Source organism: Caballeronia sp. GAWG1-1 (assembly GCF_023631465.1).
Classification (GTDB): Bacteria; Pseudomonadota; Gammaproteobacteria; order Burkholderiales; family Burkholderiaceae; genus Caballeronia.
On record NZ_JALQDB010000029.1, the window covers coordinates 323693 to 345407 of the forward strand.

Consider the following 21715-nt stretch of genomic DNA (forward strand, 5'->3'; position numbering starts at 1 on the left):
CGTTCGATGCCGCGGGCAAGACTCGTAATTTAGCGTGTTTCGGTCAGAAGCTTTTCTATGCGCAGCAATTCGCCGAGCGACCACGCCTGGAACGGTGTGCCGCCAGGCGTATGGGGTGCATCGCCGTCGGCGACTTCTGACAGATGATCGAGACCGTAGCGGTCCAGATGCGCTTCGAGCGGCGCGATGAAGCGCTCGCGCGCGCCCGCCGCGCCATGTACGCGAATCCACGCCTCGATGAACGGCCCGATGAGCCAGGGCCATACGGTTCCCTGATGATAGGCGCCGTCGCGTTCCAGCACGCCGCCCGCATAACGCGGACGATACGCCGGGTCGGCCGGCGCGAGCGTGCGCAAGCCGAGTGGTGTCAGCAGTTGGGTTTCCACTTGCGCGAGCACGGCTTGAGCGATGTCGCCATCGACGAGCGCGAAAGGCAGACCGCCCAGCGCAAAGATCTGATTCGGACGGATCGAACGATCGAGCTTGCCGGCTTCGTGATCGGCATCGACGACATCGTACAGCGCGCGTGTGTCGGGATCGACGAAGCGCGCGAGGAAAGCCGCGCGCGCAGCGTCGCGCGGCGCGGTCCAGCGCGCATTCCACGCGCTTGCTATCGACAGCGCGTTGAACCACAGCGCCTCGACTTCCACCGGTTTGCCGATGCGCGGCGTCACCACCCAGTCGCCCGCCTTCGCGTCCATCCACGTGAGCTGAACGCCCGGGACGCCCGCGCGCAACAGACCGTCCGCGTCCGCCGCGATGCCAAAGCGCGTGCCGCGCGTATAGCCTTCGAGAATCGAATCGACCGCGTGTTGCAGGCGGCTCGCGGTCGCGGCGCTGGCGTGGCCCGTCGCCAAATAATCGTGCACCGCCACGGCGAACCACAGCGAGGCATCGACCGAGTTGTATTCGGGCATGCCGCCGCCGTCCGGGAAGCGGTTGGGCAGCATGCCGTCAGAGAGCGTATCGGCCCATTCGAGCAGAATCGATTCGGCATCGGCGTAACGGCCCGCCGCGAGCAGAAGACCGCGCATCGAGATGAAGGTGTCGCGGCCCCAGTCGGTGAACCACGGATAGCCCGCGATGACCGTCTTGCCGACGTTGCGATCCACGATATAGGCGTCGGCGGAACGCGCGAACCGCGAGCCGAACGCGGCGCGCCTTTGGCTCTCTCGCGTGGCGAGTCGGGTGGCAAGCGCTACCGCATTGCCCTCGTGCGCCTGTTCGTGGCCGGTGTCGGCATGAAAGATCAGCACCGCATCGCCGCGTACGAGATCGAAGCTGAAGACGCCGGGTGCGGCGAGGTCTTCGGTGAAATCGAGACCGCGGTCGCGCTCACGCGCATAGCTAAAGTTGCGATACCAGTCCGGCGCGTGCCGATAAGCCCCGTTCGACGTCGCGCCGATAGCCGGCAGATCGGCGTACGGACGCCAATGCACACGCTCCACGTCGACGGTTGCATCGAAGGAAAACGCGCCGTTCTCGTGATGCAGCGCGTGATAGTCGCGGCCCGAAAGAAGCGGCCGCACTTCGAGCGTGGCTTTCGGCACGGGCGTTTCGAGCCGCCAGCGCAGCACCGTCTCGCCGCTGTCCTTTACGACGAACACTTCCGCGCTCGCCACCGTTTCGTCGCCAATGCGAAAGCGCCACGTGGGCCACGGCGAGGTATCGAAGGAGAGGAGGCTCGCGGAGATGTCCGGGTACAGCACGTCGGGCGCGTAGCGTTGCATCGTGAGCGCGTGACGCTTTCCGTTCACATCGAGCCACGCCTCGACGCCATTCACCAGCACGACGCGCCCGGCGGGCGGCGCGGTGGCGGCGAGCAGCAACGCCTGATAGCGCCGCGTGCGCAACGTGCCGACGGTGCCCGACGCGAAGCCGCCGAAGGCATCCGGTTCGAGCCATTCGTCTTCCAGGCGCGCGGCGTCGAAAGGCGCGTCCCGATTCGCTTCGATACGCGTCATGTCGCCGCCTTGTTCCGATAATCGCTGAGCGCGCGCCGCGCCTTCTTCTGGATCGTCGCGCGCATTCGCGGTGTCCAGCCGAGCAGCAAACCGCTCGCGCCGAGCGCCTGACGGCTCCAGCGCCAGAGATCGAAGGTGTCGATGTGTTCGACGATGAAGCCATCGCGGATAGCAAAGCGCGACTCGATACGATTGACGACCGGCCGGCCCGTGGCCGAATAGGTATAACGCGCGATGGCGACGGCGCTCGCGGTCTGCCCGATCGAGCGGATTTCATCCACGGTCAGCGAGAAATCCGCCGCGCGGCCGAGCAACATGCGCCACATGTCGCCGACCTCACGGCCGTGCAGCAGGCCGAACGCGGGGTCCTGAAAGCGGATGTCGGGCGCGTAACACGCGGCCATCCCCTCGGCGTCGCGCTCCTGAAAGGCGCGGTAGAACCGCTCGATGAGTTCGGTGTTTGAATTGGGCATGAGCTTCCGGAAGGGCCGCTGGCGCGTGCAAGTTCGCATTCTCTCCCGGCTCGCGCAATGCTGCAGCGCTAATTCTTCGCGACTGCGTGCTTTGTTCGGCGTCTTTTAAACGCGATAGATGCGAAAAAGCAGGATTACAGTCGAGTGATATTCAACTTGTCTTCAAATGCAGCTGCAAATGATTACCCACCCATGCACACCCCCCGAAAAAAGGCGAAACCATAATTGACGCCGAAAAATTGTTTATCTAAATTCGTGTCACTTCCTACTCTCTTTAGAAACCTTCGTTCTAGCCGATACAGCATCGCAATGAAATTGCGGTGAAGCGTCTACACGCTTATTTGGTTTAGTTTCCCGTTTGCGCTTCCAAAAGCCGATCATTTCACAACCGCCCGCTCTCGAGGCAATCATGCGATTCCGAAAACCAAGAAATGCGCTGATCAATGGGCAGGCCGAGTCCTTTCTCATGGATACCCGAAGCGGCTCGATTATCCGGTCGATCGATAATGCGGATTCGGATTGCGTTACCTACGTGCTTAAAACCCGCGAGAACACACATTATTGCGCGTTATTGAATAAACTCGATCATCCCTACCGAAACGCATTGCTGCAGCTTTCAATGGCGCTTGGCTTGCCCGTATCGATCAATGCTAATTGCCAACGATTTATTGACGTCGTTTCCGTAGGCTTGAAACACACGCGGTTATCCGAGACCTCGCTCTTCAAATGGAACCTGCTGAACGACGTCAGGACCGGACTCATCGTGCAGATAGACGATGCCGACAGCCTCGGAACCTTCGGCTATATTCTGCGCTGCCCTGACGGTTCGCATTATTGCGCGCAAATGACGCCGGATGATAACCGCAATCGCCATATGCTGATGCTCATGGCGTTCAGATCGGGCTTGCCGGTGACTATTCGCGCCAGCGCGGATTATTACGTCACGGGCGTTTCGATCGGCTCACTGCGCTTCGGTCCGAATATCGAGTGCACGGCCGAGCCGCTCGGCAATACGCCGCGTACAGGTTTCATCGAAGAGATAATCGATACCGAAACCTGCGACAGGCTCGGGATCGTTCTAAAAAGCGTGGATGGCGCGCGTTATCACGCTCGTCTGGAACGGCGACCGGACGCTGAAAAACTCGGGTTAATGATAATGGCAGTGGGTGCCGGCCTGCCACTTACCGTATATGGCAATGAATATCATTATATCACCGGCCTTTCAATCGGCACTTATCTCGCCGAAGAAACGCCGCCGCTGATCTGTTTCAGTCTCAGGCTGACCGAAACGCGTACCGGCTTTCTCACTCGCATAATCGATTACGACATGCTCGATCGAGTCAATTACCTTTTGCGCGCGTGGGACGGCCGCCAATATTGCGTGCAAATGAACGCGAAGATCTGCCCTCACCGCCACCACATGTTGGTCCGCGCGCTGGCGTGGGGGTTGCCGGTCAGTATCACCGCAGACGTCAATTCCGTCGTAACAGGCGTCGCGGTCGGCCTGCCGCGCGCGGGCAGTCCCAGTTTTCATTGTGGTGACGAACGTCATGCCGGCACGAAAACGGGCAATGTCACGCGCTTGATCGATGCCAACTGCGCCGGCGACCAGCCGAGCTACGTGCTCCAGACACCCGACGGCATGGAGTGGCGCGTGCAGACCGCCGCGAACGCCGACGCGAACCGCAACGCATTGCTGGAAATAGCGCTCACTTCCGGCTTGTCCGTGACCATCGATGACGCCGGCGGCAGGCGCTCCGCCGGGCGTCTGAGCGTGGAGCGGCGATAAAGCGTCAGGCCGTAAGAACCGTTACCGCATGAATTAGCAGCCCGACCGCGCCGCCCACGAGCGTGCCGTTCACGCGAATGAACTGCAGATCGCGGCCGATATTCAGCTCGACATCGCGCACGAGCGTGGCGTCGTCCCATTGCTTGACGGTCGCGGCGATGTGTTTCGCGATCCCCTCGCGCAACTCCGGCGCAAGCGCTTTCAGCGCGTCGCGCATGTGTTCGTTGATCGAATCGCGCAAGGCCGGATCGCCGCCCAGCGCCTGCGCAAAGCTGCCGGCCACCGCCACGACGCGCGCGTGCAGCGTCGAGTCCGGGCGCTTGAGATCGGCGTCGAGCCAGCCGATGAACTCGTCCCAAAGACCGCTCACGTAGCCGCGCAACTCCGGCCGCGCAAGCCACTCGCGTTTGTGGTCGTCGATACGCGACTTGAACGCCGGATCGCTCCTCAGACGCTCGATGAAGCGCGCGACGGCTTCGTCGAAAGCCTTGCGACGCTCGTGTTCCGGGTCCTCGCTGACATCGTGCAGCCATTGATTCGCGCCGCGCACGAGACCTGCCGCGAACTTCGCGCCGAGTTCCTCCGCGTTCAGTCCGACGAAACCCAGCATGCCGATGAGCTTCGGATACTCCTCGCCCGCCACGCCGACGATGCGCGCCGCCAGCATCTCCTGCACTTCGGGCTTGTCGAGCCACGCGGCCATCTGCTTCAGGCCTTCGTCGAGCAGCAACTGATGACGGCGATCCTCCGTCAGCGTCGACAGTACTTCGCCCGCCGCGCCCGCGAGATCGAATTGCTCGGCGCGGCGGCGGATGGCTTCGTGAAGCATCGACTTGACACGCTCGTCGTCGATCAGGGACAGCAACTGACCGACCGCCGTCACTGCCTTGTTGCCGAGCAACGCGGCGTTCTTGGGCTCGGCGAGCCAGAGCGACAGGCGGCTTGCCGGGTCGAAGGCGTTGACGCGCGCGACGAGCGCATCGGTGCCGAGAAAGCGGTCGCGCACGAATGCGGCGAGGTTGTCCGCCACCCGCGCCTTGTTCGCGGGAAGGATGGCGGTATGCGGAATCGGTACGCCGAGCGGATGCCGGAACAGCGCGACGACCGCGAACCAGTCCGCGAGCGCGCCGACCATCGCGGCTTCCGCGAACGACGAGACCCATGCCCACGCGCCGGCATCGTGCTGACTTTTGGCGAGCGCGAAAAGCGCGCCCGCCGCGACGAGCAGCGCGGCTGCGAACCACTTCATGCGCTTGAGCGCGACGGTTTTATCCTGCGTATCCATGCTGTGCTATCGAGTTGGCGGGTTTGACGAGGGCGCAAGCTTATCAGCACTTCGCTGCAAGGCTAAGAGGGTGTCGATTGCGCGCCCGGCATGCTCCACCGGCACGAAGATGTGATCGTGATAAGCCGCCGCAAGCACATTGCAACTGATGCCCGCGTCGCCGAGCGCACGCGCGAACGCAGCCGTCAGCCCGACCGCGGCGAGGTCCGAATGCACCGTGAGCGTGATCCACGCGGCGCGAAACAACGGCGCGATGTTGGCCGCTTGCGCCGCCGCTTCCTCCATCACGACGGTCATGCCTTCGCGTTCACGGAACGTGGCGACGATGCCCGCGCCGCTCACCACCGCATCGTGCGGCAGGGACGCGAACACATAGACGCCGGGCTGAAGCTCGGGACGCATCGAAGCGAGCAGCGTGTTCAGATCCGAAATGGCTTGAGACATGATTGCTCCACCCAATGCGACGGCGCGGGCTTGACTGCAAGCCCGCGCCAGATCGCGATTTTCAGGCCGCGTTTTCCGTCGCGCGCGTTCGACCGAGCACGGGCCGCAGCGCCGTTCCGGTGTGACTGCGCGGATGGCTCGCCAGCGTTTCCGGGTCCGCCGCCGCGACGATCGTGCCGCCGTTCACGCCGCCTTCGGGTCCAAGATCGAGCACCCAGTCCGCTTCGGCGATCACATCGAGATCGTGCTCGATGACGATCACGCTATGCCCGCCATCCACCAGCCGATGCAGCACGCGAATCAGCTTGGCGACATCGGCCATATGCAGACCGACCGTCGGTTCGTCGAGCACGTAGAGCGTGTGCGGCGGCTTCTGGCCACGCCGCGTGATGTCGTCGCGCACCTTCGACAACTCGGTGACGAGTTTGATGCGCTGCGCCTCGCCGCCCGAGAGCGTCGGCGACGGCTGGCCGAGCGTGAGATAACCGAGGCCCACGTCCTTCATCAACTGCAACGGATGCGCAATGCTGTTCATCGACGCGAAGAACTCCACGGCTTCGTCGATCTCCATGGTCAGCACTTCGCCGATATTCTTGCCGCGCCAAGTCACCGCAAGCGTCTCCGGATTGAAGCGCTGGCCGTGGCAAACATCGCACGGCACCTTTACGTCCGGCAAGAAGCTCATGGCGATAGTGCGCACGCCCTGGCCTTCGCACGCCGGGCAGCGTCCGTCGCCGGTGTTGAACGAGAAACGCGATGGCGTGTAGCCGCGCGCGCGGGCTTCGAGCGTATCGGCGAAAAGCTTGCGGATGGTGTCCCACATGCCGATATACGTAGCCGGACAAGAACGCGGCGTCTTGCCGATGGGCGTCTGATCCACTTCCAGCACGCGATCGATCGACTCGAAGCCGGTCACGCCCGCGCAGCCTTGCCACGCGTGCACGACATCGAACTTGGGGCGCGGCGCTTCGCGTGCGAGCACGGAAGCGCGCGACTTCGCGGGTGCATCGGTCTGCACGGCGCGGCGCGCGCGCCGCACGGCGGGCGACGAAAGCACCGAGCGGCCGACGGCATCGAGCAGGTTGGTCATCAGCACGTCGCGTGCGAGCGTGGACTTGCCCGAACCGGAAACGCCCGTGATGGCGACCAGACGATTGAGCGGCACGCTCGCCGTCACGTTGCGCAGATTGTGCAGCGTCGCCTTTTCGACCGTGAGCCATTGCTCGGGCACGGCGGGCCGCTTGCCCGCGGCCGCGCGCACTTCGCGACGCGGCTGCAACGGATGCACGATCGGGTTCGCGAGCATCTGACCCGTGAGCGAGTCCTTGTGCGCGGCGAGGTCCGACACCGTGCCCTGCGCGACCACCGTGCCGCCGCGCTTGCCCGCGCCCGGCCCGATATCGATGATGTGATCCGCGCGGCGAATGGTGTCCTCGTCGTGCTCGACGACGACGAGCGTATTGCCCTTGTCGTTGAGCTTCTTGAGCGCGGACAGCAGGATCAGATTGTCACGCGGATGCAGTCCGATGGTCGGTTCATCGAGCACGTAACACACGCCTTGCAGGTTGCTGCCAAGCTGCGCCGCGAGCCGGATGCGCTGCGCTTCGCCGCCCGACAGCGTGGGCGCGGCGCGATCCAGACTCAGATAACCGAGGCCCACTTCCTCGAGAAATTGCAGACGCCCTTCGATCTCGCTGATGACATCGCGCGCAATGTCCGCATCGCGGCCTTGCAGCTTGAGCGCCGCGATCCATTCGCGCGTGTCCGTCACGGTCCAGCGACCGACCTCCGTGATCGGATAATTGCCGAACGTGACGGCGCGCGCCACGTCGTTCAGACGCGTGCCTTCGCACTCGGGACACGGTTGATCGACGATATCGTCCGGTTCCTGATCCACCGAACCGATGCTCTGTTCGCGGCCGCGATCGTCCTGCGCGAAGACTGTATCGTCGAATGCGGCGCGCTGTTCGCGCGTGAGTTTCACGCCCGTGCCCACGCATGTGTTGCACCAACCGTGCTTGCTGTTGTAGGAGAACATGCGCGGATCGAGTTCGGGGTAACTCGTGCCGCAAGTGGGACATGCGCGCTTGGTCGAGAACACGATGGTCTCTTCCTTGCCGCGCTTCTTGCCATTGGACAACGCGCCGTGCAGATCGTCGAGCGGCGCGCACAGATGCATCACGCCCTTGCCGAGTTCGAGCGCATCGTCCAGCAGGCGGCGCAGTTCCGCTTCGTTATCCGCCGATACCACGAGGTCCGCCACGGGCAGTTCGATCGTATGTTCGCGGAAACGATCGAGCTTCGGCCAGGGATCGACGGAGAGGAATTCGCCATCCACACGCAGATGCGAGTTGCCGCGCGCCTTTGCCCATTTCGCGAGATCGGTGTAGACACCCTTGCGATTCACGACGAGCGGCGCGAGCAGGCCGACGTGCTGACCCTTGTAGTCGCGCAAAATCTGCGCTGCTATCGACTCCGAACTTTGCGCCTGCACCGGCGTGCCGTCGTTGACGCAGTGCTGTATGCCGAGCTTCACATAGAGCAGCCGAAGGAAGTGCCAGACTTCCGACGTGGTCGCGACCGTGCTCTTGCGGCCGCCGCGCGAAAGGCGCTGTTCGATTGCCACGGTCGGCGGAATGCCAAAGACCGCATCGACTTCCGGCCGGCCAGCGGGCTGCACGATGGAACGCGCATACGCATTGAGCGATTCGAGGTAACGGCGCTGACCTTCGTGGAAAAGAATGTCGAAGGCGAGCGTCGATTTGCCCGAGCCCGACACGCCCGTGACCACGTTAAACTTGTTGTGCGGGATATCGACATCGAGCGACTTCAGGTTGTGTTCGCGCGCATTCACGATACGCACCACGTCCTCGCCCTGCAGAGCACGGCGCGCGCTTGCCACTTCCGCGGCTAGTTGCAGCGGCACGCCCGCGCGCTTGTCGGCGGCGCCGGGCGTCATCGCTTCTTCATAATCGACGAGCGCGCGGCCCGTGTGCGAATGCTCGCACGCGGCCACTTCATCCGGCGTGCCGACACATACCACCTGACCGCCGCCGTCGCCACCTTCCGGACCGAGATCGATGATCCAGTCGGCCGCGCGAATCACGTCGAGATTGTGTTCGATGACGATCAAGGAATGCCCGCGTTCGAGCAAACGGCCGAGCGCACGCATGAGCTTGGCGATGTCGTCGAAATGCAGGCCCGTGGTGGGCTCGTCGAACATGAAGAGGCGGCCGTGCTTCGCTTCGCTCTTGCTCGCAGGCGACGCGGTTTCCGCCAGAAAACCCGCGAGTTTCAGGCGCTGCGCTTCGCCGCCCGAAAGCGTGGGCACCGGCTGACCGAGCTTCACGTATTCGAGGCCGACATCGACGATAGGCTGCAACACGCGCAATACTTCCGCATCATTCGCAAAGAGCTCGACGGCTTCGCTCACCGTGAGTTCGAGCACGTCCGCCACGCTCAGATGGCGGCCGCCGCGCTCGATCTTCACATCGAGGATTTCCGCGCGATAACGCCTGCCGTCGCAATCGGGACACCGCAGATAGACGTCGCTCAGAAACTGCATCTCGACGTGTTCGAAGCCCGAGCCACCGCAAGTCGGGCAGCGGCCATCGCCGGAATTGAAGCTGAACATGCTTGCGCTATAGCCGCGCTGTGCGGCAAGCGGCGCTTTCGTAAAGAGCTTGCGCAACTCGTCGAACGCGCCGACGTAACTCGCCGGATTCGAGCGCGCCGTGCGGCCGATAGGCGATTGATCGACGAAGACCACATCGCTCAGTTGCTCCGCGCCCTTCAACGCGCGAAACGCGCCCGGCGTCTCGGTCGCCTTGCCGAAGTGACGCATGAGCGCGGGCGCGAGCACGTCCTGAATCAAGGTCGATTTGCCCGAACCCGATACGCCTGTCACGCAGACGAGACGTTGCAACGGAATCTCGACCGTGACGTCTTGCAGGTTGTGATCGCTCGCGCCTTCGAGCACGAGACGCGGCGTCTTCGCGTCGGTCGCGCGACGATTCCAGTTCGACGCGTGCGCCACTTGCTTGCGGCCGCCGAGATAGGCGCCGGTGAGCGTGTCGCTCGACTCGATATCGCCCGGCGTGCCGTCATAGACGATCTGCCCGCCGCGTTCACCCGGCCCCGGACCCATGTCGATGAGACGATCCGCCGCAAGCATCACCGATGGATCGTGCTCCACGACGACGAGCGTATTGCCCGCATCGCGCAGACGATGCATGGCCTCGACGATGCGGTTCAAATCGCGCGGATGCAGCCCGATGCTCGGTTCATCCAGCACGAAAAGCGTATTGACGAGCGAAGTGCCGAGCGCGGTCGTCAGATTGATACGCTGCACTTCGCCGCCCGACAGCGTGCGGCTCTGCCGGTCCAGCGTGAGATAGCCGAGCCCGACATCGCAGAGATACTTCAGACGCGTGCGCACCTCGGCGTGCAAGAGCTTGAGTGCTTCATCGAGCAAGGTCGAGGGCAGCGTGAGCGAATCGAAGAAGCGGCGGATGCGCTCTATCGGCATCAGCATGAGATCGTGCACGGTGAGACCGGGCAGCGCTTCGAGCTGCTCGCGTGTCCAGTCGACGCCCTTCGGCATGAAGCGACTGGCCGGCGCGAGCACGGCATCGGCCTGCTCCTTCGTGCCGAGACGCCACAGCATGGATTCGGTCTTCAGACGCGCGCCGTCGCATGTCGGGCACGTCGTATAGCTGCGGTACTTCGAGAGCAGCACGCGGATATGCATCTTGTACGCCTTCGACTCTAGATAGTCGAAGAAGCGCTGCACGCCGTACCACTGGTTCTGCCACTTGCCGGTCCAGTCGGGCGATCCGTGGATGACCCAGTCGCGTTCCTTCTGCGTGAGTTCGTTCCATGGCACGCCGAGACGAATGCCCGCCTTCGCGCCGTAGCGCACGAGATCGTCCTGATTTTCTTTCCACGCGGGCGTTTGCAGCGTCTTGACCGCGCCCTCGCGCAGCGTCTTCTTTTCATCGGGAATGACGAGGCCGAAATCAACGCCGATCACGCGGCCGAAACCACGGCACGCTTCGCACGCGCCGTAGGCCGAATTGAACGAGAACAGCGCGGGCTGCGGGTCCGCGTAACGCAGATCGCTTTCGGGGCTATGCAGACCGGTCGAGAAGCGCCAGATTTCCGGCTCGCCTTCGTCCTTCAGCATGTAGACATTCACGCGACCGGTGCCGCGCAAGAGCGCGCTTTCGATCGCTTCGAGCGCGCGCGAGCGTTCGGTGTTGTGCAGGCGAAAACGGTCCGCGACGACGTCGAGCAACTGGCGCTTGCCGCTTTCGGTTTCGATGTGACGTTTTGCCTGAACGCGCGTATAGCCGCTCGCGGAAAGCCATTGGGCAACTTCGTCATCGCTTGCGCTGTCCGGCAATTCGACCGGGAACGTGATCGCGAGACGCGGGTCGTCCGTGCGCGTGCGCTCGAGCAGTTCGGCGTAAATGGTTTCCGGCGTGTCGTGACGCACGCGCAGCGCGGACTTCTTGTCGAACAGTTCGGCGGCGCGGGCGTAGAACAGCTTCAGGTGATCGTTCAGTTCGGTCATCGTGCCGACGGTCGAGCGCGAGCTGCGCACCGGGTTCGTCTGGTCGATGGCGATGGCGGGCGGCACGCCATCCACGCGATCCACCTGCGGCCGGTCCATGCGATCGAGAAACTGCCGGGCGTAGGCGCTGAAGGTTTCGACATAGCGCCGCTGGCCTTCGGCATAAAGCGTGTCGAACACGAGACTCGATTTACCCGAACCGGAAGGGCCGGTGACAACCGTCATCTGGCCGGTGTGCAGGTCGAGATCGAGATTCTTGAGATTGTGTTGCCGAGCGCCGCGGATGCGGATTGCGTTGTTCGATGCCAATTTTTCAACCGGTTCAATGAGTTGGACGGCTGTCACGAGCCGCTTGCAGCGGCGCGTCGATTGCTCGAAACGCGCCTCTTGCAGCGAACAGTACTGTACACGCATACAGTATTCGCTGCCAAACGTCGCGGAAGTGTCAGCCGGGGTGTTGGGTAGTGTCGCAAAGTTCTCGCCCGGCGATCGGCGGAGAGAGCGGCCGCTGTTCGGTTGCGTTCGGCCTGCGAGCAAACATCTTAGTGTCATTGGCGAACGTCGTCGGCGCCGGGGTGGGTTGCGCACTATGCGGGAAAGTCCCAACCCGACGCTGCCTGACTTTACTTGACCAATGCCTGACAACTTCGATATCGTAAGTCAGGAAAACGATTTCCCGAAGCTTCGTCTTGATCCATTTGCTGCAGCGCAAGCATCCGGTTAACCGTTGTACGAAGACTTCACCGAATCCACAAAACCGGCCCCGACCGGATCCAGGAGACAACAAATGAAATCCCCAAAACCGTCAGCAGGTTCGCTATCACGACGTTCTTTCGTCAAGCTCGCGGGCGTCTCGGCAAGCGCCCCACTTTTCGGCGGAATCAGCGCAATGAGCCTTCTTAGCGCCTGCGGCGGTCATGACGATTCAGCACCCCCCACCGTGCAAGACGCGATCTGGGGCCCGTCCGGCTCCGCCACGCAAATCGTCAATGCGCTCAAGGGTGTATCGACGTCGATGGTGCCGAGCCGTCAGTTCCTCGTCACCGATTACGGCGCGAAGCCATGCGCTGTCGTGGCGGCGGCGAATCCTTATACCGATGCCACGAAGTCGCCCCTGAGCAGCGGCGCCGATCAGACGCAAGCGCCCGGCTCGTTCGATTCGCGTCCCGCCTTTTTCGCGGCCATCGCGGCGTGCAGCGCGGCGGGCGGCGGACGCGTCGTCGTGCCAGCGGGCAACTGGTATTGCGCGGGGCCGATCGTGCTGCAATCGAACGTCGACTTTCATCTGAGCGCGAACTGCGAAATTTTCTTCAGCCCGAACCCGGCCGATTACGCGAAAGACGGCCCGATCGACTGCGGCCCGAACGGCAAGTTGTTTTACAGCCGCTGGCAGGCAAACGATTGCCTCAACTACGGCCCGCCCGTCTATGCGCGCAATCAGACCAACGTCGCGCTCACGGGCGAAGGCGATACGTCCGTGCTCAATGGCCAGGCAATGACGCCCTTTGCCGGCAGCGGCAATACTGCGACGAGCTGGTGGACGTGGAAGGGCAATAACGGCGTGTATGGCTGCGTCAATTCTTCGACGCCGTCACAAGCGTCGAACAACTCGAAGAACGTCGATCTCAAAACCGCCGCGCCCGGCATCTCCGATACGCTCTATGCCGAACTCACCAACCCCGCCACGCCGTGGCAGCAGGACCAGAACTATCTGCCCGCGCTGTCCGAGGCGGGTGTCGCCATCGAGAAGCGCATCTTCGGTCTCGGGCATTATCTGCGGCCTTGCATGGTGGAATTCATCGGTTGCACGAACGTGTTGATGGAGAGCTACCGCACCATCAATACGCCGTTCTGGCAGCATCATCCGACCGACTGCAAGAACGTGGTGATGCGCAGCGTGACGGTGGACAGCATCGGTCCGAACAACGATGGCTTCGACCCCGACGCCTGCGACATGGTCCTGTGCGAAAGCGTCGTGTTCAACACGGGCGACGACTGCATCGCCATCAAGTCGGGCAAGGATCTCGATACGCAATACGGCCCGGCGCAGAACCACGTCATTCAAAACTGCACGATGAACAGCGGCCACGGCGGCATCACGCTAGGCAGCGAAATGGGCGGCGGCGTGCAGAAAATCTATGCGCGCAATCTGCAAATGCTCAACAAGTTCTGGGCGACCAACTCGCTGAACATTGCGATTCGCGTGAAGACGAACATGAATCGCGGCGGCTTCGTGAAGGACTTCTACGTCGATAACGTGACCTTGCCCAACGGCGTCAGCCTCACGCCGTCCGGTTACGGCAGCAGCCTGCTCGCGGGCAGTCCGATCAACGCGACCGTGCCGCTCGGCGTGGCGACGGCCAGCGCGGCGAATCCATCGGCGGCGCAGGGCGGCATCATCACCTTCGATTGCGATTATCAGCCGTCGAAAGACGCCATCCGCACGCGTCCCGCCCTCGTGCAGAACGTGAACATTTCCAACGTGAAGGCGAGCAACGTCACGGCGAACGGCGCGACGGGATCGTGTTTTCAGGCGATCGTCGCGCAAGGACCGGTCGCGTTCGATTACAACGGCCCCGCGCCGGTGCCGGCCATTCCGGCCATCACCGGGGTGACCATCACCGATTGCGATTTCGGCACGCCCGTTGCGGCCGGACCGGCGACGGCGGCAACGCCCGGGCCGATCTATGCGTACAACGTGCATGACATCGTGTTGAAGAACACGGTGATCGCGGGGCAGACGTTGAATCAGACGGTGAGTGATGCGCGGTAAGAAGCTTTGGGCTGCGGGCTTCGAGTCCGCAGCCGCTTGCCGTTATGTGCCCATTCGCGGCATGTTGAAATGCGCGCCCGCTTTCATCTGGTACGACGATGCTGTTCGACGGCATGAATAAGGCTGCGCCTTATTCAACATGCAAATGCTGCGCGAAACCGAGCGCCCTGTGTGGACTCGCCGACTTCTCGCGCGGTGGCGCGGATCATCTGGCTGGATGTAAAGTCGATCCGTATTTCGGCACATCGATCTACTACCATCGTTGCGAGCAATGCGGATTTATCCACGCGCCCGCCTTTGACGACTGGACGCCGAACGACTTCAGCGAACACATCTATAACGCGGCTTACGAACGGCAAGATCTTGACTACACCTTCGCGCGGCCAAATGCCGACGCACAGATGATCGCCGAGTTTTTTCCCGGCCTCGCGCAAGAAAAGCTTCTCGATTACGGCGCCGCATCGGGGATTCTCGAACAGCAACTTCGGCTTCGCGGGTTCGAACGAATAAGCTCGTACGATCCCTTTGGCGAAGCGTCCGACCATACGTCACTGATCGACCGATTACGGCGTCGTGCTTGCATTCGAAGTCGAGCATCACGTCGAGCCGCTTAGACTCGTCGATACACTGGCAAGCCTTATCGACGGCAACGGCGCAATGCTCATCAGTACGCTGTTCGTCCCTCAAAGCACTTTGCGCGATGATATCGGACAGTGGTGGTATTGCATGCCTCGCAACGGCCATGTGTCGTTTTATACGGCGTCTGCACTGCGCTACTGGCATTAGTGAACGGTCTCAAAGCCGCGACATTCAGCGAAGGCCTGCATCTTCTTTATCGCGGCGAATTTCCGGATTGGGCGAGGCACGTCCACCACACGCTCTTGCACTAACCCACCTCACGCCCCGATCAACACCCCCGTCCTGAACGCCGTCTGCCCCGTCACCCGCCCCATCGGTGCACCGGCCTGCGCGAAACGGATCGCACGCCGCATATAAAACACGCCATCGTTTTTCGTCGCGACCGTGGTCACGGCATCCGTCAGTGGATCGACGATATCGAACACCGCGTCGCCAGCCTTCAACCTCGCCCCGACCGACGCGCGATACACGACGATGCCGCTCACCGGCGCAATCAATTGCTCGCTGCCCGCAAGCGGCGTAGCGCCGAGTACGAGCGACGGCAACGCGCGCGCCTCGCCTTCGATCACGCCGCGCGCGATCAGAAAGTCAACGATGGCATCCGCATCGTGTTGCGCCGTCTCGTAGCTCACGTCGCGCTGCCCGCGATGCTCCACCGTCGCCGCGATGTTCGGCGCACCGAGCGGCACGTCGCCGCCGAGCAACGCACGGACTTCGTTCCACAAGAGCGCGTGGATTTCGTCGAACGACTGCCCGCCCGAATCCGTCGCGAGCAGCACGCCGTTCGCGCCGAGATAATGTGCAAGCGGTTCCAGCGCGGGCCAGCTTGCCGGGCTCGTGTAGAGATGCATCGTGGCTTCGAGCGAACAATGCAGATCGAGCACGATGTCGGCATTGGATGCGAGCGTCAGCAGCGTCAGCCGCAGCGACTCGAACTCGTTCTTCGCGCGCATTTCGCCGAGCATGTCCCGCACGGCGCGACGCAAGAGGCGCGCGTTGTATGCGGCGTCACTGCTCGACCACGCCATGCCGATACGTTCGATCAACGCCTGCGCGGGCGGCATCGGAAAACCGCGGTTGAAGTTGTGGCCGCTATTCGCCTCGAAGCGGCCAAGGAATTGCCCGAGCACATGCTGCGACAAGCCGACAGGATTCGCCACCGGCACGAGGACGATCTCGCCACGCAAGCGCCCTTCCCCTTCGAGTTGCAGCAGACGCTTCTTCAGCTGCCACGCCGTGAGCATCGCGGGGGTTTCGTCGGCATGCAGCGAGGCCTGGATGTAGACCTTCTCGCCGCTTCGTTCTGCACCGAAATGAAAGCTGACGAGTTCGCGCGCCGTACCGAGCGTCGTGGAAACGAGCGGCGTGTGTCGTGTTTGCATCGATGAAAAAGTCCGTGAAAGATGAGGCTCAGTCGCCGTAGACGTCGAAGTCGAAGTACTTGTGCGCGATCTTCTGATACGTGCCGTCCGCGCGCATGTCGGTCACGGCCTTGTCGACCTTCGTCTTCAGCGCGGCATCGTCCTGGCGCATGCCCATGCCCACGCCGTGGTCGCCCATGGAAAGCGGCGCGCCGACGAACGCGAAGCCCGCGCCGCGCGCGGTCTTCAGGAAGCCGTGCTCCGCTTCGACGGAGCCGAGCAACGCGGCATCGAGCCGGCCCGCGACGAGATCGTTGAACACACCCTCCTGACTCTGATACGCAACGATTTCCACGCCGCCCGGCTGCCAGTTCTTCATGGCGTAGGTCTCGAACTGACTGCCGCTTTGCACGCCGACGCGCTTGCCGGCGAGACCCTGCGCGCTCGGCGCGAGCGACGCGCCGCTCCTTGCGATCAGACGTGAGCGGAACTGGAACAGCTTCGTCGAAAATGCGATCTGCTTCATGCGCTTGTCGGTGATCGCCATCGACGACATGATCCCGTCGATCTTGCGCGCTTGCAGCGCCGGAATCATGCCGGAGAATTCCAGCTCGACCCACTGGCAGCGCATCGCGATGCGGCGGCAGATTTCATCGCCGAGATCGACGTCGAAGCCCGCGACATGGCCGTCGGGCGTCTTCACATCCATCGGCGGATAACCAGGGTCGATGCCCAGGCGCAAGGTATCGGCGTCCTTTGCACTTGCAACGAACGGAGACATCGCAAGCGTGGCGGCAAGAGCGCTGCTGAGCATGAACGTTTTGAACATGGGTCGGCGGGATATTTTCGGGATTGGAGCGCTCATGCTAAGCGGACAAAGCGCCCTTAAAAAGAGGCATTTTAATTATCATGATCACTTTTCGAGATCGCCGATGGAATTGACGCTGACCCAATTGCGAATCTTCGTGGCCGTTGCAGAGGCGGGCAGCCTGCGCGCGGCCGCGCGGCGTCTGACAATTGCGCAGAGCGGTATCACGCAGCAGCTACGCAAGCTGGAAGCGCTAGCGGGCGGGCCGCTTTTCGAACGCGATGTACGTGGCGTGCGGCTGACGAGCGCCGGCGAACGCCTGCGTGTGCGCGCCGATCTAATACTCGGCGAATGTGCGAAGACCGAAGAAGAGATGCGTCAGATGCGCGGCGAATTAACCGGCAGCGTTGCGCTTGGTCTGGCAGCCGATGCGACCATGCGGCTGTTTCCCGCGCTGCTCGCGAGCTTCAGAGAGCGCTGTCCGCGTATCGATGTGCATTTGACGAGCGCGACGTCGCGCGTGCTGACGTCATGGGTGCGCGAGGGACGGCTCGATTTTGCCCTCGCACTCATTGCGCCCGACGCGGACATCCATGATATGGAGACGACACGGCTGTTCCATTCCAATGTCGCGGTGATCGCGCGGAAGGGGCATCCGCTTGCACGCGCGCGCAAGCTTTCGAGTCTCTGCAATGCCGAGTGGGTAAGCACGCGTCACGCAGGCAACAAGCTGTCCGCGCTATTCGATACGGCCCGGCTCACGCCGCCCAACGTCGCGGTAACCACCGAAGCGGTCTTCGACACGCTTCATTGCATTGCCGCAAGCGACTACCTCGCGCTCGAACCGGCGAGCCTCGTGGCGCACCCGTTTTTTCGGGAACACGTCACCGTGATCCCGATTGCCGAACGCGCCGCGCCGACGCCCGTCTGCCTGCTTCGAAGAGCGGGCGTGCCGCTCACGCCCGCGGCGCAAGAACTCGCGATGATGGCCGTATCGTTCGCGCGAATGCTCCCGCGCGCGGCGGATCAACGTGCCGAGTGACGCGCAGATGAACCCTTCGATGCAGCGCTGGCGTTCTTGCGCCGCGTTGCCCAGCCCTTCTTCGCGGCAGCCGAGCGATCCGCCGCCGAGCGCCGGCTTGCGCTTGCATGCGCCTGCCGCGACAGCGACTTGTGCGATGCCGCTTTCGTGCTTTCGCGCTTCAGCACGCGCGTGGACGTCGCGGAACGCTTTGCCTTCGACTCCGTGCTCGGACTCTTTCTCGTGCGATGCGCTGCCTTCGTGTCTTGTGCGGCTTTCTTGCGCGTGGCCTCGGACGTGGTGGCCTTCTTCGGCGTCTTGACCTTTACGCCGGAGCGGCGGGCTTCGGATAGACCGATGGCGATGGCCTGCTTCGCGGACTTCGCGCCATGCTTGCCCTCGCGGATGTGATCGATCTGTTCTTTCACGAAATTGCCCGCCTGGGTGCTGGCGGACTTGCCTGCGCGCTTCGCCTTGGTGGCGCTTTCGACGGTTTTCTTTTCGGGCATGTCGGTACTCCTTGGGAAGTTGACTTGCACCGGGGAAGGCGAGCAACGCACGTGCCCGCCTGCCGCTTTCCCTTACTGAGTAAGACGCAATACACCCAGGTTGCCCGCGATCTGCTGGAAGATCTGATTGAGCGTTGCGTTGTCGGGTGCGTGATAGTAGTTGCCGCTCGTCGCGCAGGATTGCATCGTGTTTTGCGCAGCCACGCTCGCCGAGTCCGTCCCGTAGGTGCCGAAAGTGATCGCGTAGATGATGATGCCGCTGTTCTTCATTGCCTGACAGATACCGAGCTGGAACGTATTGACGTCGTCCGGGCTGGACACCAAACCGTTCAGCGCGTTACCCGTGGAGTCGTACACCGTCGGCGACTTGAGCGTCTGATTGCCGAGCGCGAGCTGATTGAAGAACGGCTGCGGCATGGTCCCCGACGGATCGCCGGGATCGTTCTCGCCGTCGGTCAGAACGATAGCGACACGCTGCAACCCTTGCGTCGTTTCCGGACGCGGCAGCGTGCCGTCGTTCGAAATCCAGCCGTTGTTGCTGCCCGCCACCGACTTGGACCAGTCCGATGAAAGCATGCGCCAGCCCCACAGCAGACCTGTCGGAATCAGAGTCGAGCCATTGGCCACCATGTTGTTGATGGCCGTCGTCAGCGCGTTCTGGTCTTGCGTCAGGAACACGGCAGGCTGGATGGAGCATGGCCGGCTGTCGTAGTCGCTGCCATTCTGGTCATAAGTGACCGTACCCGAATACGGATACTGCGCCATGAAGTTGGTCGGCACCGTGGTCGGCGTCTTCGACTGGCAAAGCCCCGGCGATGCGTAGTAATACGCGTAGCTGAGCGGCACGCCCTTCACGACCGTCGTGCCGTTCTTCTGCAGATTACAGTTGTTGTCGTAAGTCTGGACCGTGAAGCCAGTAGACGGCACGTTGAAATACCAGGGCGTGAAGCCCGGCGAATCCTTCGGCGCGTAAGCCTTCGGATAGACGTTGCCGGCCGTGTCGCGTGGCTCGACCGCGCATCCACCCCACTTCGACATCGACATGTTGGTGGGGTTGTAGGCGAACTGCTTACTCGTGGTCTGCGTCATCCAGGTTCCGCTCGAACTGAGTGCCGAGCCGACGTTCACCATCGTCGTGAACGGCACGAGCCCGATATACGAGTCGTTGCCCTGCACGCCAAGGATATTCGCCACGAGCGAGTTGGCGGCATCCTGAAGGCCGCTCAGCTTGCTCGTCTTGCCGCCCTTGGCGGCGGCGGAAGCCATCGAGCCCGTGTTGTCGAGAATCAACGCGAGTTCGAGCGTGCTCTTGGGCACGCGCAACGCCGTATTGCTCGCCGAGATAGTTTGCGTGCTGGGCAAGGTGCTGCCCGAACTTCCGGAGCCCGAACCCGATCCACTCGACGATGTCGACTTGGTGTTGAGGAAGGTCGGCGCGTAGAGCGGCACCGAACCCGATGCCGACAGCTTGATGACCTGCCCGGTGGCTGGCGTCCCGCTCACCGACGCCGCGAAATTCTGGTCGGGCATGGTGAGCGACATGTAGCCCGTCGGCATGTTCGCGTTGTAATAGGCGCGCGCGTCGGCCTGCCATGCAGCGAGGTCCGCGCTCGTTGTCATTGCATAGTGCGAGAGGTCGGCACCGGCCGAAAGCGTCGCCACGTCGAGCGCCATCTGCATGCGGCCCTGCGTCTGCGCATAGTCGATGGTGTCGATCGCCGTGCACAGCGTGCCGATCATCATGCTCGCGGTCACGGCGAACAGCACGGTCAGCGCGCCCTCGTCGCCACGCACGAGTTGAGCGAGCGTGCGGGGTGCGGCGGGACCACCGAAGTTGGCGAAGAACGGCGCGCGCAGCGCGGGCGTCGCGCAGAAGGAAGCGCCGCGGCGTGTCGGAAAGAGTCGGCGTTTCATCAGGAGCTCGCCAGGTCGAGCGGCTGGCCGGTTCGCGAGCGCACGTAGATGCGTTGATAAAGCGTCTGCGTGCCGACCGAGTTCTTCCAGAATGCGGAGGTCATGGCAAACGGGTTGAACTGGTAGTAGATCTCGACGATGATCGCCGAGTCGCCCGCGCGAAACGGCCAGGTCGACGGCAACGGCGCGGTGCTCGACACCTTGGTCGTCAGGCCCGACAAGTTCCACGGCGCCGATGCGCGCCAGTGAACGACGGCCTTGCCGGGATCCGTCCCCGGCTTGCCCGGCGGCAAGACGCAGGTCGTGGCATTGGTGTCGCACACCGAGGTGATGATGACCGCGCCCTGCCCGTTGATCGTATTGGGTGCGGCGAGCAGCGTGGCCGCCGACCACAGCGAACCGAGGTTATTGGCGTTGCTGGTGGAATTGTCGTTGATGACGCGCGGCATCTGACCGAGCGAATCGGCGAGTGTGAAGGTCGCATGTTCCAGCACGCTCACCGCGCGCAGATACATGTACGCTTCGACGAAGCCGGTCAGGATCAGCGCCATCAACGGAAAGATGATCACGAACTCGATCGTGACGCTGCCGCGCTTCGAGCGCCACAGGCGGGAGAGAAAGCCGCGGCGGCGCGACGCGCTGGCGGCCCCGGAAGCGGATGAGCGAGCGTGGGTCATTTTTCGTTCTGCACGATGTAATTGCGCTGGAACGTCAACTGGTTGACGCCGAAGATACGGGGAATGCCGGTGATGGGCGGCATGGTCAAGGTGATGTTGTAGGACACGACATCGCCGAAATTGCCCATGCTGCTCTGGTAGTTGCTCGTGCCCACGTTGCTGTAAGTCCCGTAGGTCAGCGTATTGATCGTTATCGTCGCGCCGATGTTGGTCCAGCCGCCGAGCATGTTGTTGATGAGGTTCTGCGCCTGCTGATCGCGCGTTCCGCTCGCCGGCGCGCTGGTCGTGAGCCCGGCGCGCGACGCTTGCTGCGCGGCGATCTGCACGGTGGCGTCCACCATCATGTCGAGACCGAATTCGATCGTCGCCAGAATGAGGATGAACGAGAGCGGCGCGAGTATCGCGAACTCGATCAGCGAGCTGCCGCCGTCATCGCGCAAGAAGCGCGACACGTTGCGGTGTGCCCGGGCATGAAGCACGGCG

The 21715-nt window shown here is 62.8% G+C and carries 16 protein-coding genes; 5 read left to right on the forward strand and 11 right to left on the reverse strand.

What is annotated here, in order from left to right; genetic code table 11:
* Nucleotides 1-29: 29 nt before the first annotated feature.
* Both NCT03_RS19510 and NCT03_RS19515 read right to left on the reverse strand, forming a co-directional pair.
* Nucleotides 30-1964, reverse strand: a complete 1935-nt coding sequence (locus NCT03_RS19510) for an amylo-alpha-1,6-glucosidase (RefSeq protein ID WP_250493543.1) — start codon at nucleotides 1962-1964, stop codon at nucleotides 30-32.
* A complete protein-coding gene (locus NCT03_RS19515) occupies nucleotides 1961-2437 on the reverse strand; it encodes a nuclear transport factor 2 family protein (RefSeq protein WP_250493544.1) in 477 nt (158 codons plus the stop codon). The genes NCT03_RS19510 and NCT03_RS19515 overlap by 4 nt, the downstream gene beginning before the upstream one ends.
* A gap of 409 nt (nucleotides 2438-2846) precedes the next feature.
* Between NCT03_RS19515 and NCT03_RS19520 the strand changes: the two genes are divergently transcribed.
* Complete coding sequence (locus NCT03_RS19520) at nucleotides 2847-4226, forward strand: hypothetical protein (protein WP_250493545.1); 1380 nt, start codon at nucleotides 2847-2849, stop codon at nucleotides 4224-4226.
* A 4-nt stretch (nucleotides 4227-4230) separates the two neighbouring features.
* On the opposite strand, the gene NCT03_RS19525 is transcribed toward NCT03_RS19520, so the two are convergent.
* The 3 genes from NCT03_RS19525 to uvrA form a co-directional block, all read right to left on the reverse strand.
* Entirely contained in the window at nucleotides 4231-5511 is a 1281-nt protein-coding gene (locus NCT03_RS19525) for a DUF445 domain-containing protein (protein ID WP_250493546.1), read from the reverse strand.
* Between the two features lie 6 nt (nucleotides 5512-5517).
* Nucleotides 5518-5955 (reverse strand): ACT domain-containing protein, encoded by a 438-nt coding sequence (locus NCT03_RS19530; protein ID WP_250493547.1) that lies wholly within the window; start codon nucleotides 5953-5955, stop codon nucleotides 5518-5520.
* A gap of 61 nt (nucleotides 5956-6016) precedes the next feature.
* Nucleotides 6017-11839, reverse strand: a complete 5823-nt coding sequence (gene uvrA / locus NCT03_RS19535; protein WP_250493665.1) for an excinuclease ABC subunit UvrA — start codon at nucleotides 11837-11839, stop codon at nucleotides 6017-6019.
* Between the two features lie 478 nt (nucleotides 11840-12317).
* On the opposite strand from uvrA, the gene NCT03_RS19540 reads away from it, so the two are divergent.
* From NCT03_RS19540 to NCT03_RS19550, 3 genes are all read left to right on the forward strand, one after another.
* Nucleotides 12318-14303 carry a glycoside hydrolase family 28 protein gene (locus tag NCT03_RS19540; protein ID WP_250493548.1) on the forward strand — a complete coding sequence of 662 codons (1986 nt, stop codon included), beginning with the start codon at nucleotides 12318-12320 and terminating at the stop codon, nucleotides 14301-14303.
* A 98-nt stretch (nucleotides 14304-14401) separates the two neighbouring features.
* Nucleotides 14402-14917 carry a hypothetical protein gene (locus NCT03_RS19545; RefSeq protein ID WP_250493549.1) on the forward strand — a complete coding sequence of 172 codons (516 nt, stop codon included), beginning with the start codon at nucleotides 14402-14404 and terminating at the stop codon, nucleotides 14915-14917.
* A complete protein-coding gene (locus NCT03_RS19550) occupies nucleotides 14877-15089 on the forward strand; it encodes a methyltransferase domain-containing protein (RefSeq protein ID WP_250493550.1) in 213 nt (70 codons plus the stop codon). The genes NCT03_RS19545 and NCT03_RS19550 overlap by 41 nt, the downstream gene beginning before the upstream one ends.
* A 110-nt stretch (nucleotides 15090-15199) precedes the next feature.
* Here NCT03_RS19550 and NCT03_RS19555 read toward each other — a convergent pair whose 3' ends face one another.
* Together NCT03_RS19555 and NCT03_RS19560 are read right to left on the reverse strand one after the other, a co-directional pair.
* A complete protein-coding gene (locus NCT03_RS19555) occupies nucleotides 15200-16324 on the reverse strand; it encodes a succinylglutamate desuccinylase/aspartoacylase family protein (RefSeq protein ID WP_250493551.1) in 1125 nt (374 codons plus the stop codon).
* Nucleotides 16325-16352: 28 nt separating this feature from the next.
* A complete protein-coding gene (locus NCT03_RS19560; protein WP_250467336.1) occupies nucleotides 16353-17117 on the reverse strand; it encodes a transporter substrate-binding domain-containing protein in 765 nt (254 codons plus the stop codon).
* Nucleotides 17118-17235: 118 nt separating this feature from the next.
* Between NCT03_RS19560 and NCT03_RS19565 the strand changes: the two genes are divergently transcribed.
* The gene (locus tag NCT03_RS19565; RefSeq protein WP_250493552.1) at nucleotides 17236-18153 is read left to right on the forward strand and encodes a LysR family transcriptional regulator; all 918 of its coding nucleotides are present in this window, start codon (nucleotides 17236-17238) and stop codon (nucleotides 18151-18153) included.
* Here NCT03_RS19565 and NCT03_RS19570 read toward each other — a convergent pair.
* The 4 genes from NCT03_RS19570 to NCT03_RS19585 form a co-directional block, all read right to left on the reverse strand.
* Nucleotides 18138-18641 (reverse strand): DUF6496 domain-containing protein, encoded by a 504-nt coding sequence (locus NCT03_RS19570; RefSeq protein ID WP_250467337.1) that lies wholly within the window; start codon nucleotides 18639-18641, stop codon nucleotides 18138-18140. The two genes, NCT03_RS19565 and NCT03_RS19570, sit on opposite strands and share 16 nt — an antisense overlap.
* Nucleotides 18642-18713: 72 nt before the next feature.
* Nucleotides 18714-20555: a TadE/TadG family type IV pilus assembly protein gene (locus NCT03_RS19575; RefSeq protein ID WP_250493553.1), complete on the reverse strand. Its 1842-nt coding sequence runs from the start codon at nucleotides 20553-20555 to the stop codon at nucleotides 18714-18716.
* Nucleotides 20555-21232, reverse strand: coding sequence for a TadE/TadG family type IV pilus assembly protein (locus tag NCT03_RS19580; protein WP_250493554.1), 678 nt, complete (start codon nucleotides 21230-21232; stop codon nucleotides 20555-20557). Before NCT03_RS19580 ends, NCT03_RS19575 begins: the two co-directional genes overlap by 1 nt.
* The gene (locus tag NCT03_RS19585) at nucleotides 21229-21711 is read right to left on the reverse strand and encodes a TadE/TadG family type IV pilus assembly protein (RefSeq protein WP_244829401.1); all 483 of its coding nucleotides are present in this window, start codon (nucleotides 21709-21711) and stop codon (nucleotides 21229-21231) included. Before NCT03_RS19585 ends, NCT03_RS19580 begins: the two co-directional genes overlap by 4 nt.
* Nucleotides 21712-21715: the final 4 nt, after the last annotated feature.